Source organism: Streptomyces asiaticus, from assembly GCF_018138715.1.
In the GTDB taxonomy this organism is placed as follows: Bacteria; Actinomycetota; Actinomycetes; order Streptomycetales; family Streptomycetaceae; genus Streptomyces; species Streptomyces asiaticus.
Window position 1 is genome coordinate 4,260,148 of the sequence record NZ_JAGSHX010000006.1, and the last position, 12,938, is coordinate 4,273,085.

A 12,938-nucleotide genomic window follows, 5' to 3' on the forward strand; every position below is an offset into this window, starting at 1 on the left:
CGCATAGCGTGGCGGTGTGGCGAGTGAGAAGCATGAGTGGAGCGGATGGCGTACGGCGGCCGAACGCGCGCTGTACGGAGCGGGCGGCTTCTTCCGCCGCCCGGAGGGCCCGGCCGGGCATTTCCGTACATCGGTGCATGCCTCACCGCTGTTCGCGCGGGCGGTCGCGGAGCTGCTGTGCCGGGTGGACGAGGCGCTGGGGCACCCCGCCGAGGTGGCGCTGGTGGACCTGGGCGCCGGCCGCGGTGAGCTGCTCACACGGGTGCTCGCCCTGGCCCCCGGTCTGCCGCACGGGCTGGGCGGGCGGCTGCGTCCGTACGCGGTGGAGCGGGCGGCGCGGCCGGCGGGCCTGGACGGGCGGATCGACTGGCTCGACGCCCCGCCGGAGGGGTGCGCGGGGCTGCTGTTCGCCAATGAGTGGCTCGACAACGTGCCCGTGGACGTGGCCGAGACCGACGCGGACGGCGTGCCCCGCCGGGTCGAGGTGGATCTCGCCTCCCTGGACGGCACCGAGCGGCTGGGCGACCCGGTGGACGGCGCGGACGCGGCGTGGCTGGCCCGCTGGTGGCCCCTGGCGGGCGCCGAACCGGGGCTGCGCGCCGAGATCGGCCATCCCCGTGAGGCGGCCTGGGCGCGGGCCGTCGGCTCCCTGCGGGCGGGCCTCGCGGTCGCCGTCGACTACGCCCACGAACGCGCCACCCGGCCTCCCTTCGGCACGCTGACCGGCTTCCGCGAGGGGCGGGAGGTCCGGCCCGTGCCCGACGGGTCCTGCGATCTGACGGCACATGTCGCGATGGACGCGTGCGCTGCCGTGATGGACGCGTCCGCCACCGCGACGGACGCGCCCGGCGCCGCGATGGAGGCGCCCGCCGGCGCGACGGACGCGCCCGCCACTGCGACGGACGCGCCCGCCGGCGCGGGCAGGCCCGGCGCCGGGCTGCTGACGCAGCGCGAGGCGCTGCGCGCCCTGGGCCTCGACGCCCGCCGCCCCCCGCTCGCCCTGGCCTCCACCGACCCCACCGCCTACGTCCGCGCCCTGAGCGCGGCGGGCGAGGCCGCGGAGCTGACCGACCCCGCAGGGTTGGGCGCCTTCACCTGGCTCCTGCATCCGGTGAACCTGCCCCACGACGTGCTCCGGCCGTAGGGGTGCCCGGCGGAGCTTGCCGCCTGCGGCGGGCTCCTTTCCCCTACCCGCCCCTTCCCGAAACTGGGGCTCCGCCCCAGACCCGGGAGCCATGGGCGAAGCCCCTGCCACACGACCGGGGCCGCGAGCCGCTACCGCCCGAGAAGCGGCGAGGCAGAGAAAGCACCGATACACGGCTCCGCCACGGGGTGGGCACCGCCGCCAGACCCCGGGCCCAGGAGGGGGCCCCTGCCACACGACCGGAGCCGCAAGCCGCTACCGCCCGAGAAGCGGCGGGGCGCGGAAAGCACTGATACGCGGCTCCGCCACGGGGTGGGCACCGCCCGCATGCGGACAACCGCCGCCTGGAGGCACCGCCCCTGGCGGCTCCGCCCCCGCCCCCAGGCCCCAGGGGCGAAGCCCCTGCCACGCAACCGAGCCATAAGCCGCTACCGCCCGAGAAGCGGCGGGGCAGGGAACGCACCGATACGCGGCTCCGCCGTCTGGAGGCACCGCCCCTAGGGGCACCGCCGCCAGACCCCGGGCCCCAGGGGCGAAGCCCCTGCCACGCGACCGAGCCACAAATCGCTACCGCACGGGAAGCGGCAGGCCGAGGAAAGCACCGATACGCGGCACCGCCGCAGGGTGGGGCTCCGCCCCCAGGCCCGGGGTCCAGGGGCGGAGCCCTTGGTATCGGGAAGGGGCGGGGAGGGGAAAGACCCGCCGGACAGGCGCACCCAGCAGGGGCCCCGCCGGGCAGCTGAGAGACTGGTACGCATGACGGAGACGACAGTCGGCATCGGCGGCGCCGCCGAGAGCACGGACATGGTGCTCAACATCGGCCCACAGCACCCCTCCACCCATGGAGTGCTACGGCTGCGGCTGGTCCTCGACGGGGAGCGGATCCAGAGCGCCGAGCCGGTCATCGGCTATATGCACCGGGGCGCGGAAAAGCTCTTCGAGGCGCGCGACTACCGCCAGATCATCATGCTCGCCAACCGTCACGACTGGCTCTCCGCCTTCTCCAACGAACTCGGCGTCGTGCTCGCCGTCGAGCGGATGCTGGGCATGGAGGTCCCCGAGCGCGCGGTGTGGACCCGTACCCTCCTCGCCGAGCTCAACCGGGTCCTGAATCACCTGATGTTCCTCGGCTCCTACCCCCTGGAGCTGGGCGGCATCACGCCGATCTTCCACGCGTTCCGGGAGCGTGAGGATCTCCAGCACGTCATGGAGGAGATCTCCGGCGGCCGGATGCACTACATGTTCAACCGGGTCGGCGGCCTCAAGGACGACCTCCCGGCGGGCTGGCTGGGCCGGGCCCGGCAGGCCGTGGCCGAGGTGCGCTCGCGGATGGGCGTGTACGACGACCTGGTGCTCGGCAACGAGATCTTCCGGGGCCGCACCCGCGGCGTCGGCGTCCTGGCCCGCGAGACGGTGCACGGGTACGGGGTCAGCGGCCCCATCGCCCGGGCCTCGGGCGTCGACTTCGATCTGCGGCGCGACGAGCCGTATCTGGCCTACGCCGAGCTCCAGGACGTCCTCAAGGTCGCCATCCGCGAGGAGGGCGACTGCCTCGCCCGGTTCGAATGCCTGCTGGAGCAGACGCACGCCTCGCTGGCGCTGGCCGACGCCTGTCTGGACCGGCTGGACGAGCTCCCGCCGGGGCCGATCAACCAGCGGCTGCCGAAGGTGCTCAAGGCGCCCGAGGGCCACACCTACGCCTGGACCGAGAACCCGCTCGGCCTCAACGGCTACTACCTCGTCTCCAAGGGCGAGAAGACGCCGTACCGGCTGAAGCTCCGCTCGGCGTCGTTCAACAACATCCAGGCGCTCACCGAGCTGCTGCCAGGCACGCTCGTCGCCGACATGGTGGCGATCCTGGGGTCGCTCTTCTTCGTCGTCGGCGACATCGACAAATAGTCGTCGGCGACATCGACAAATAATCGACAAGTAGGCGATCGGCACGCGGGGCCGATCAATACGCGGGCGAGCCGCGCGGGTGATCCCTCACGAGATCGCGCTGCGCAGCTCCCCGAGGTCGATCTGCTCCGTCTCGTCGTGCGCGGTCAGGTCGATGACCTCGCCCACCGCGCCCTTCCTGGTCTCCGCAAGGGTCTCGTCGCCGATCACATCCGCGAGGTCCTCCTCGGCGGCCGGTTCGGGTTCCCGCTTCTGCTTCTTCGCTTGCTTCTTCTGGGTGCCGAAGTAGTCGAAGCCACTCTCCGAACGGGAGGCGGCCCGGCGTGCCGCGGCATACGGCACCACCGCCGAGGCGGCCGTACGGGCGTGGGCGCGCGGCTCCTGCGGGCCGTCGTCGTCCTGCCCGCCGGCCGCCGGGGGCTTCCCCAGCGTGGCGGCACCGTCCTTGCCCCGGCTCTCGCGCGGGCCCTTACGGTCGTCACCTTCCGCGTTCCGCTCCGGGTCCTGCTCCGGAGCCTCGGCCTTGGCGGCCGCGGCGGCGGCCTGCTCCCGCCGCTCCTTCTGCCGTCGGGCGCTCTCCCTGAGCCGACTGAGCGCCTCGTCGGCCTTGGCGTACGCGGCGGCCGACGGCAGCCCGGTGGGGATCTCGTCCGGCTCGTCGTCGGAGTCGGCGGACCCGGCGGACCGGGCCGACCCGGCCGACCCGGCGGCCTCCAGCGCCTTCGCCGGGGACGCGGCCTCCAGCGCGAGCCGGCGGCGGCCCTCCAGGGCGCTGGCCCGCTCGGTCTCGGCCGTGGCGTAGCGGCGCAGCAGCTCGGCGTGCTCGTTGCGGAGCCGGGCGAGTTCGGCGCGCTTGGCGCGCAGCCGGGTGTTGAGCGCGCCGCGGAGCTCGCTCGCCTTCTCGGCGTCCGCCTCGAGCTCCGCGATCCGCTCCTCGTACTTCATCTCCTGGCGCGCGGTCTCGCTCGCGGCCTCCGCGACCCGGCGACCGGCCGAGCGGTCCCAACGGCGCATCAGATAGGCGCCGACGACCGCGGCGCCGGCCGCGGTCGCGGCCAGCCCACGGATCACGACCGTGTCGCCGACCAGCCAGGCACCGGCGGCGCAGGTTATTGACGCGACTGCGACCGAAGCGGAGGGGAGGAGCCTGTGCAGGGGTGGGGATTGGCGGTGGCGTCCACGTGGCATGGCCCGAAACTTACCGCGTCAAGGGGTCGCTTGGGTGCCCGCCGGGCCAGATCTGTTGTCAATCCGTTGGCAAATACGGCGGCTGTGCGGCCGAGATCCCGTGCCGAACCCTTGCCAAGCCCTCCCGAGCGGGGATTTGATCCTACTTCACCAGCCCCTTGGCCCGCAGGTAGTCGTCGGCGACATCCCCCGGCTTGAGCCGCTCGGCGTCAACTTTCTTGTTGAGTTCCCTCAGATCGGCGGTCGTCAGCACCTTGGTGAGCTTGTTCAGCGAGTCCGCGATCTTCTGTGAACCGGCGGACTTCGCATTCACCACGGGAAGTACGTTGTCGGCATTCTGGAGATTTTTGTCATCGCCGAGCAGCACGAGCCCGAACTGATCCAGCGTGCTGTCCGTGGTCGTGGTCAGGACCATCTGGTCCTTGCCGTCCTTGACGGCCTGCTTGGCCTGGACGCTGCCGATGTCCAGCGGGTCGATCCCGGCGATGTCGATGCCGTACTTCTTCTCCAGACCCGGCTGGCAGAAGGGTCGCTTGGGGCATTCGTCGCCCGCCGCCAGGGTGATCTTCTGCTTGGACTTCCCGAGGTCGGAGAGCGTTTTGAGACCATGCTTCTTGGCGAAGTCAGCGCTGACCGCGAAGGCGTTCTGGTCCACGGCCTTCCCCGGCTCCAGCACCTTCAGCCCGCGCGGCTCGGCGAGCTTCTTCAGCGCCGCGACCGTCTTGGTCACGTCCGCGGAGGCCACCGGGGCGGCATTCGACCCGTTCTTCTTCTGGTTGAGGAATTCGGCCAGCGTCGCCGCGTACTCCGGCACGACATCCATCTGACCCTTCTCCAGGGCCGGTTCATACAGCTCACGGGCGTCCACCGTCTTGATCGAGGTGGAATAGCCGGCGTCCTTCAGGACCCCCGCGTACAGCTCCGCGAGGATCTTCGACTCGGAGAAGGAGGCGGATCCGATCACCAGCGAGCCCTTGCCCGGTTTACCGGAACTGTCGCCGCCGCTCGACTTCTCCAGGCTGTCCCCGCCGCAGGCGGTCAGCCCGGCCGCCAGCGCCGCGACCCCCGCCACGGCGACCGCCGCGCGATTGATCTTATCCATGGTTCCCCATCCGTTGTTGTGGCCGCGGTTGTGTGGCCGCGTTGTCGGCGCATTCCGCGCCATCCGCGCTTTCCGCGTCGTCCGCGATCTATGCGTCATCCGCGCTGTACGCCCTGGGTGTCCGCACGCCTTTGCGCCCGGTCGCGGGAGGGCTCGGCCCGCGGGTTCTACGTCGTGAGCGCCGGTGAGGCCGGCGCCTGGTCGGCGGGCGGGCGCCGGGCCGCGGTCGACCGCCGCCCCGTCCTGCGCCGCATCGGGTCGAGCACCAGGCCCAGCAGCACGAAGACGCCCTCGACCACCAGCGCGAGGGCCGCGACCAGCACCGCGCCGGCCACCACCTGCGGGGTGTCGGTGAGCCGGAAGCCCGCCGTGATGATCCGGCCGAGACCGCCGCCGCCGGGCAGCGCGGCCAGCGTCGCGGTGGCCACGACCTGCACCGCGGCCGTCCGTACGCCCGTCATGATCAGCGGGAACGCCAGCGGGAGCTCGACCCGCCGGATCAGCTGTCCGCCGGTCATCCCCATGCCGCGGGCCGCCTCCACGACCTCCCGGTCCGCCTCGTGCACCCCGACATAGGCGTTGGTGAGCAGCGGCGGGATGGCGAACAGCACCAGCGCGATGATCGTGGGCCACTGGCCGTGCGTCCCCAGCGGGCTGAGCAGCAACAGCACCAGTACGGCGAAGGTGGGCACGGCGCGCCCGGCGTTGGAGATGTTCACCGCGAGCGCGCCGCCCTTGCCGATGTGGCCGAGGGCCACGGCGATCGGCAGCGCCACCGCGCAGGAGATCGCCAGGCAGACGAAGGTCAGGAACAGATGCTGGCCCAGCCGGTGCCACACCCCGTCGGGGCCCGCCCAGTGCGACCCGGTGGCCAGCCAGGTCCACGCCTTGGCGACGACGTCCATCAGGTGGTGCCCTTCCGACTCTTGCGTGCCCACGGCGTCAGCAGCCGCTGGAGGCCGAGCAGCAGCAGATCCGCCACCACCGCCAGCGCCACGCACAGCACCGAGGCGGTGAGCACCTCGGCCTTGAAGAAGCTGCGCATGCCCTCGTAGATGAGGTTGCCGAGGCCGCCGTATCCGATGATCGCGCCCACCGTGGTGAGCGAGACCGTGGAGACGGTGGTGATCCGCAGCCCGGCCATCAGCGCGGGCAGCGCGAGCGGCAGTTCCACGCCGAAGAGCAGCCGCAGCGGGCCGTACCCCATGCCCCGGGCCGCCTCCCGCGCCTCCTCGGGCACCGAGGCGAGACCGGCCATGATGTTGCGCACCAGGATCGTGAGCGAATAGAGCACCAGCCCGGTGATCACCACCGCGGCCGACACTCCGAACACGGGCAGCAGCAGCGAGAACATCGCCAGCGACGGCACCGTGTAGAGGATCGTGGTCAGCCCCAGCACGGGCCCCGCCACCGCCCGCCAGCGGCGGGCCAGCAGCGCCAGCGGAAAGGCGACCAGCAGGCCGATCGCCACCGAGGCGAGCGTGATCCCTACGTGCTCGAGCGTCGCGTCCGTCAGCTCTTGACCGCGTGTGCGTACATACTCACCGCATATCCACTCGTTACTGATCAGACAGTTTCCGTCGGCCATACGCTCACCTCCCCCGTCGGGTCGCGGGCCGGTTGCTCATCACAATTCCAGGTGACCCTAACCCCGGGAGATGACAATCTCGTCCGATCGCCACACAACAGCAACAATGTCTGCCACGAATGCGGCAACAATGGGGAGCCATGATCCGTTTCGAGCATGTCACCAAGCGCTACGCCGATGGCACGACGGCCGTGGACGACCTCTCCTTCGAGGTGTCGGAGGGCGAGCTGGTCACCCTCGTCGGCCCCTCGGGCTGCGGCAAGACGACGACGATGAAGATGGTGAACCGGCTCATCGAGCCGACATCGGGGCGGATCCTGGTGGACGGCGAGGACATCGCCGAGGCGGATCCGGTCGCCCTGCGCCGCCGTATCGGCTATGTCATCCAGCAGGTCGGGCTCTTCCCGCACAAGACCGTGCTGGAGAACACCTCGACCGTGCCGCATCTGCTGGGCTGGCAGCGGAAGAAGGGGCGGGAGCGCGCCGCCGAGCTGCTGGACCTGGTCGGCCTCGACCCGTCCGTCTACGGCGACCGCTACCCCGACCAGCTCTCCGGCGGTCAGCGGCAGCGCGTCGGCGTGGCCCGCGCGCTGGCCGCGGACCCGCCGGTGCTGCTGATGGACGAGCCGTTCGGCGCGGTCGACCCGGTCGTCCGCGAGCATCTCCAGACCGAATTCCTGCGACTTCAGTCACAGGTGCGCAAGACCGTGCTCTTCGTCACCCATGACATCGAGGAGGCGGTCCGGCTCGGGGACCGCATCGCGGTCTACGGCTCGGGGCGGATCGAGCAGTTCGACACCCCGGCCACGGTGCTGGGCGCGCCCGCCACCCCGTATGTGGCCGACTTCGTCGGCGCGGACCGGGGGCTGAAGCGGCTGTCGGTCACCCCCATCGAGCCCGGCGACCTCACCCAGCCGCCCGTGGTCCACCTGGACGACCCGCTCTCCAAGGCAGCCGCCAAGCTGGCCGCGGAGGGGGCGCGCTGGGCCGTCGTCCTGGACGACGCGGAGCGGCTGCACGGCTGGATCCCGGCGGAGGCGGCCGACAGCGCGCGGGGGACCGTACGGGACCACGCGCGCCGGATGGAGGCGTGGCTGCCGGTGGGGGCGCCGCTCAAGCAGGCGTTCAGCACGATGCTCCAGCACGACGCGGGCTGGATCGCGGTGCTGGACGAGGACCGCTTCCTCGGCGTCCTCACCCCGGCCCGGCTCCACGAGGCCCTGCGCCGCTCGATCGACGCCGATGCGGGCGGCATCGCCCGCGGCGAGGTCCAGCTCCAGACCGTCGCCGACGTATAGGTCACCGGGGCTCCCCACGACGGCGCCGCAGCCGATCGACGGCGGCAGCTCAGCACAACTTCCAGCGGAACGCTCAGCGGTCGGCGAGACGGCCGCCGAGCCACTCCAGGGCGGCCGGGACCTCCCGCTTCCACGTGTTGAAGTTGTGGCCGCCGGTGCTCAGGATGATCGACGAGATCCGGGTCGGCTCCCCGCGCCGGTTGAGCCGCTTCACCTTGTTCACGAAGCGCACGGTGTCCTTGTAGTTCTGCTCCCCGTGCTCGCTGCTGGACACCAGCAGCGAGACCGGCGGCGCCGGCTTGTGGTCCAGCCGCCACATCAGGTCGTTCTCCCGCTCCAGCCGCTCGCTGCCGCCGAAGAGATCGCCCGTGGTCGCGTCGATCGGGGCCTGGTACGAGGGGGAGAGCCCGGCCGCCGCCGAGAAGGCGTCGGGGTGGCGCATCGCCATCTTCAGGGCGCAGTAGCCGCCGGTGGAATTTCCGATGACGCCCCAGTTACGGGCTCGCTTGCCCACGCGGTAGTGGTCGGCCACCGCCTTGGGCAGGTCCTTGGTGAAGAACGTCTCGGTCCGCGGCCCGCCCGGCACGTCCACGCACTCGGTGTCGCGCGGCGGCGCGACCGTCGGCCGCATCATCACCAGGACGAGGGGCTGCATCCTCCCCGTTTTGACCAGCTTGTGCGAGTGCTGTGGATACTTCAGGCCATTGATGAGCGCCTCGGTGGTGCCCGGATACCCGGTCAGCACGAGCGCGGCGGGGAAGGTCCGCCGGGCGTACTCGGGCCGGAAGTACTCCGGCGGCAGATAGATGTACGCCGGGCTCGCGATCCCGGAGACCGGCCCCTGGATCTTCACCTTCTCGATGCGTCCGGCGATCCTGGGCGCGGAGCCGCCGTCCATGGCCAGGTGGCGGGTCTCGGTGACGCGCACCCGGGTGCCCGGGGTGTCATGGTCCACCACGACACCCGGCTCGTCCTGCGTACCGAGAAGGTCGGACCAGGATCCGTAGAATCCGAAGGACTGATTGGCGAACAGTCCGAACGCCATGAACACGGACAGCTGCGTGCCCAGTAGCATGCCGAACCGGCCGAGCACGGGAGCCACGCCGCGCCCGGCCAGCCGGGGCCACAGCCATATCGTGGCCGCGAACAGCAGCAACGCCGCGACGGCTGCCGCGATCACGATGTTGTTGCTCGTGAGACCCATCACTATCTTTCTGCCGGGCGGCCGGCCCCCCCGTGCCGCCGGGGGAACCTCCCAGTCGGGCTGGGAGTGAACCCCGCTCCTTCAAACGCCGTCTTACTGGGCACAAATCGTGCGGATGCAGCGCAACAGAACCGAAGATCCTCTTGACCGAAGCGACGGGAATACAGATGTCTGACAGTCAAGATGCCGAAACTTCCGGGAAGGTTCCCACCCGGATACGGCGCCTGCCACGCGGCCCCAGGCCGGAGGCGGTGCCCACCGGCGTCGGCACCGCGTGCATGCTGATCGGGCTGATGGACATCGTCTTCCCCCGGCTGCGGCACAGCAGGGTGCACGCGCTGGCCGAGCTGCTGCCGGGCGCCGTGAGCTCCCTGGCGGCCGCCGCCTCGATCGTGGTCGGTCTGCTGCTGCTGATGCTGGCCCACGGCCTCAAACGGCGTAAGCGGCGGGCCTGGGTCGCGGCCGTGGGGCTGCTGCCGGTCGGCGCCGCCGCACAGCTGCTCTACCGGCACTCGGTCATCGGTATGGTCCTCTCCCTCGTGCTGATGGGGGTGCTGATCCGCTACCGCGCCGAGTTCGCGGCGCTGCCTGACCCCCGCAGCCGCTGGATGGCGCTGGCCAACTTCGTGGGTATGGGCGCGGTCAGCGTCACCCTGGGGCTGCTCATCGTCCGGTCCCATCCGGACACCATCGAAGGAAGCCCATCGCTCGGCGAGCAGCTGGAGCACGTCCTGTGGGGCCTGTTCGGCTTCGAGGGGCCGGTCGACTACCGCCATGGCGCGGACTACACCGTCGGCTACTCCCTCGGCGCCCTGGGCCTGCTGACCGTGGCCACCACCGCCTATCTCGCCTTCCGCCCCGAGCACCCCGCCGCCCGCCTCACCCCCGAGGACGAGGAGCGGCTGCGGGGCCTGCTCACCGCCCACGGGCGCCGCGACTCGCTCGGCCACTTCGCGCTCCGCCGCGACAAGGCCGTGGTCTTCTCCCCCACCGGCAAGGCCGCGGTCTGCTACCGGGTGGTCTCCGGGGTGATGCTGGCCAGCGGCGACCCGGTCGGCGACGTGGAGGCGTGGCCCGGCGCGATCGCCCGCTTCATGGAGGAGGCGCGGGCCCACTCCTGGACCCCGGCGGTGATGGGGTGCAGCGAGACCGGTGGCGAGGTGTGGACCCGCGAGACCGGCCTGGACGCCCTGGAGCTCGGCGACGAGGCCATCGTCGATGTGGCGGACTTCACCCTCTCCGGGCGCGCCATGCGCAATGTGCGCCAGATGGTCAAGCGCATCGAGCGGGCCGGGTACCAGACCCGGGTGCGGCGCGCCGCCGAGCTGAGCCCCGAGGAGCTCGAGGCCATCCGGCGCGCCGCCGCCGACTGGCGGGGCACCGACACCGAGCGCGGCTTCTCGATGGCGCTGGGCCGGATCGGTGACCCGGCGGACGGGGACGCGGTCATCGCCACCGCCCACAAGGCCGCCGACGAGGGCGCGCAGGAGGGCCCGTACGGGGATCTCAAGGCCGTACTGCACTTCGTGCCGTGGGGCCGGGACGGGATGTCGCTGGAGCTGATGCGGCGCGACCGCAGCGCCGACCCGGGCATGAACGAGCTGCTGATCGTGGCCGCGCTGCGGGCCGCCCCCGAGCTGGGCGTGGAGCGGGTGTCGCTGAACTTCGCGATGTTCCGCTCGGCGCTGGCGCGCGGCGAGAAGCTGGGCGCGGGCCCGGTGCTGCGCGGCTGGCGGGCGCTGCTGGTGTTCCTCTCCCGCTGGTTCCAGATCGAGTCGCTGTACAAGTTCAACGCGAAGTTCCAGCCGCGCTGGGAGCCGCGTTTCGTGGTCTTCCGCAACACCCGCGACCTGCCCCGGATCGGCCTGGCCGCGATGCAGGCCGAGGGGTTCGTCTCGCTCGCCCTGCCCCGGCTGCTGCGCCGCGGACGCCGCCCCGAGCCCCGGCCCTGCGCCCATCGGCACCTGTCCGAGGGCCGGAAGCTCCAGCAGGCGGCCTGATCCAGAACGCGCCTCCAGGCCCTGTCCGGTGGATCTTCGTGGGCCCGCGTAGATCCGCCGGACAGGGCCTACGCCTAGGCTGGGCACATGAGCACGTTGCATGGGCGGGGCCGGGTGGCCGGACTGCCGGAGTGGGACCGGTGCGCGGTGATGGGCGTGGTGAACGTCACGCCCGACTCCTTCTCCGACGGCGGGAAGTGGTTCGACACCGATCTGGCCGTCAAGCACGGTCTCGATCTGGTCGCCGCCGGGGCCGACCTGGTGGACGTCGGCGGCGAGTCGACCCGGCCCGGCGCGGCGCGCGTCGACGAGGCCGAGGAGCTGCGCCGGGTGATCCCGGTGGTCCGGGAGCTGGCCGCGGCCGGGGCCGTGATCAGCGTGGACACCATGCGGGCCGCGGTGGCCGAACGGGCCGTGGAAGCCGGGGCCCGGCTGGTCAACGATGTCAGCGGCGGCGGTGCCGACCCCGCGATGGTGCCCATGGTGGCCGCGGCGGGGGTGCCGTTCGTGGTGATGCACTGGCGCGGCCAGTCGATCGACATGAACAACCGGGCGGTGTACGCGGACGTGGTCGGCGAGGTCGTCACCGAGCTGCGCACCGGCCTGGAGCGGGCGGTCGCGGGCGGTGTCGACCCGGAGCGGATCGTGGTCGACCCGGGGCTGGGCTTCGCCAAGGACGCCGGGCACGACCTGGCGCTGGTGGCCCATCTGTCCGCGCTGCGGGAGCTGGGCCGGCCGCTGCTGGTGGCGGCCTCCCGCAAGCGGTTCCTGGGGCGCGTCCTGGCCGGTGACGGGGGCAGCCCGCCGCCCGCCCGGGAGCGGGACGCCGCCACGGCGGCGGTCACCGCGCTCGCGGCGCGCGAGGGCGCCTGGGCCGTCCGGGTGCACGAGGTACGGGCCAGCGCGGACGCGGTGCGCGTGGCGCGGGCCATCGAAGCGGCCGAGACCACGGCGGGAGCGCTGTGACTTCCCTTACGGACAACGAGCGTGTGGCGCTGGTGAACACCGCGCTGTACGACGCCATGGAGCAGGGCGACCACGCCACGCTACAGCGGCTCTGGCTGGACTCCCCCGACACCGAGGTGTCCTGTGTCCACCCGGGCTGGCCGGTGCTGCGCGGCCGGGGCGAGGTGCTCCGCTCCTACGCGCTGATCATGGCCAACACGGACTACATCCAGTTCTTCCTGACGGATGTCGAGGTGTCGGTGATGGCCGACACCGCCATGGTGACCTGCACCGAGAACATCCTCAGCGGCGCCCCCGCGGAGGAGGAGGGCCAGCTCGGCCCGCTGGTGGGCCAGCTGGTCGTGGCCACGAACGTGTTCCGCCGGACGGAGGACGGCTGGAAGGTCTGGGCGCACCACGGCTCCCCGGTGCTCGCGGAGAGCGACGACGAGGAGCCGGGCGGCCCCGAAGGCCCGGCCGACGACGGACTGCTGCCGGGCTGAGCCCACCCTGTTCGAGCTGCGCGAGGTGGGGGTAGGAGGCTGTGGCGCGGAGCGTCGGCAGCCGGCG

The 12,938-nt window shown here is 72.0% G+C and carries 11 protein-coding genes; 6 read left to right on the forward strand and 5 right to left on the reverse strand.

Annotation, left to right across the window (positions count from 1 at the left end; genetic code table 11):
- Positions 1–16 precede the first annotated feature (16 nt).
- Positions 17–1,144 carry an SAM-dependent methyltransferase gene (locus KHP12_RS25270; RefSeq protein ID WP_211833823.1) on the forward strand — a complete coding sequence of 376 codons (1,128 nt, stop codon included), beginning with the start codon at positions 17–19 and terminating at the stop codon, positions 1,142–1,144.
- Positions 1,145–1,900: 756 nt separating this feature from the next.
- Entirely contained in the window at positions 1,901–3,043 is a 1,143-nt protein-coding gene (locus KHP12_RS25275; RefSeq protein WP_086883232.1) for an NADH-quinone oxidoreductase subunit D, read from the forward strand.
- Positions 3,044–3,130: 87 nt separating this feature from the next.
- Here KHP12_RS25275 and KHP12_RS25280 read toward each other — a convergent pair whose 3' ends face one another.
- From KHP12_RS25280 to KHP12_RS25295, 4 genes are all read right to left on the reverse strand, one after another.
- Complete coding sequence (locus KHP12_RS25280) at positions 3,131–4,231, reverse strand: coiled-coil domain-containing protein (protein WP_167442594.1); 1,101 nt, start codon at positions 4,229–4,231, stop codon at positions 3,131–3,133.
- Between the two features lie 142 nt (positions 4,232–4,373).
- On the reverse strand, positions 4,374–5,333 hold the full coding sequence (locus KHP12_RS25285; RefSeq protein WP_086883230.1) for an ABC transporter substrate-binding protein: 960 nt from the start codon (positions 5,331–5,333) through the stop codon (positions 4,374–4,376).
- Positions 5,334–5,500: 167 nt separating this feature from the next.
- On the reverse strand, positions 5,501–6,238 hold the full coding sequence (locus tag KHP12_RS25290) for an ABC transporter permease (protein WP_086883229.1): 738 nt from the start codon (positions 6,236–6,238) through the stop codon (positions 5,501–5,503).
- Complete coding sequence (locus KHP12_RS25295; RefSeq protein ID WP_037964684.1) at positions 6,238–6,921, reverse strand: ABC transporter permease; 684 nt, start codon at positions 6,919–6,921, stop codon at positions 6,238–6,240. Before KHP12_RS25295 ends, KHP12_RS25290 begins: the two co-directional genes overlap by 1 nt.
- A gap of 140 nt (positions 6,922–7,061) precedes the next feature.
- Between KHP12_RS25295 and KHP12_RS25300 the strand changes: the two genes are divergently transcribed.
- Positions 7,062–8,219, forward strand: coding sequence for a betaine/proline/choline family ABC transporter ATP-binding protein (locus KHP12_RS25300; protein WP_086883228.1), 1,158 nt, complete (start codon positions 7,062–7,064; stop codon positions 8,217–8,219).
- A 73-nt stretch (positions 8,220–8,292) separates the two neighbouring features.
- Here the strand turns inward: KHP12_RS25300 and KHP12_RS25305 are convergent, their stop codons facing one another.
- Positions 8,293–9,423 carry an alpha/beta hydrolase gene (locus KHP12_RS25305; protein ID WP_086883227.1) on the reverse strand — a complete coding sequence of 377 codons (1,131 nt, stop codon included), beginning with the start codon at positions 9,421–9,423 and terminating at the stop codon, positions 8,293–8,295.
- Positions 9,424–9,590: 167 nt separating this feature from the next.
- Here KHP12_RS25305 and KHP12_RS25310 point away from each other — a divergent pair, with 167 nt between their 5' ends.
- From KHP12_RS25310 to KHP12_RS25320, 3 genes are all read left to right on the forward strand, one after another.
- On the forward strand, positions 9,591–11,423 hold the full coding sequence (locus KHP12_RS25310) for a phosphatidylglycerol lysyltransferase domain-containing protein (protein WP_086883226.1): 1,833 nt from the start codon (positions 9,591–9,593) through the stop codon (positions 11,421–11,423).
- A gap of 87 nt (positions 11,424–11,510) precedes the next feature.
- A complete protein-coding gene (gene folP / locus KHP12_RS25315; RefSeq protein WP_167442593.1) occupies positions 11,511–12,389 on the forward strand; it encodes a dihydropteroate synthase in 879 nt (292 codons plus the stop codon).
- Positions 12,386–12,871: a nuclear transport factor 2 family protein gene (locus tag KHP12_RS25320; protein ID WP_037964699.1), complete on the forward strand. Its 486-nt coding sequence runs from the start codon at positions 12,386–12,388 to the stop codon at positions 12,869–12,871. Before folP ends, KHP12_RS25320 begins: the two co-directional genes overlap by 4 nt.
- The last annotated feature ends 67 nt before the right edge of the window (positions 12,872–12,938 follow it).

Coding starts and splice junctions, on each gene's coding strand:
- KHP12_RS25275 (WP_086883232.1), top strand. CDS start 1,901: ATGACGGAGACGACAGTCGGCATCGGCGGCGCCGCCGAGAGCACGGAC.
- KHP12_RS25280 (WP_167442594.1), bottom strand. CDS start 4,231: ATGCCACGTGGACGCCACCGCCAATCCCCACCCCTGCACAGGCTCCTC.
- KHP12_RS25285 (WP_086883230.1), bottom strand. CDS start 5,333: ATGGATAAGATCAATCGCGCGGCGGTCGCCGTGGCGGGGGTCGCGGCG.
- KHP12_RS25290 (WP_086883229.1), bottom strand. CDS start 6,238: ATGGACGTCGTCGCCAAGGCGTGGACCTGGCTGGCCACCGGGTCGCAC.
- KHP12_RS25295 (WP_037964684.1), bottom strand. CDS start 6,921: ATGGCCGACGGAAACTGTCTGATCAGTAACGAGTGGATATGCGGTGAG.
- KHP12_RS25300 (WP_086883228.1), top strand. CDS start 7,062: ATGATCCGTTTCGAGCATGTCACCAAGCGCTACGCCGATGGCACGACG.
- KHP12_RS25305 (WP_086883227.1), bottom strand. CDS start 9,423: ATGGGTCTCACGAGCAACAACATCGTGATCGCGGCAGCCGTCGCGGCG.
- KHP12_RS25310 (WP_086883226.1), top strand. CDS start 9,591: ATGTCTGACAGTCAAGATGCCGAAACTTCCGGGAAGGTTCCCACCCGG.
- folP (WP_167442593.1), top strand. CDS start 11,511: ATGAGCACGTTGCATGGGCGGGGCCGGGTGGCCGGACTGCCGGAGTGG.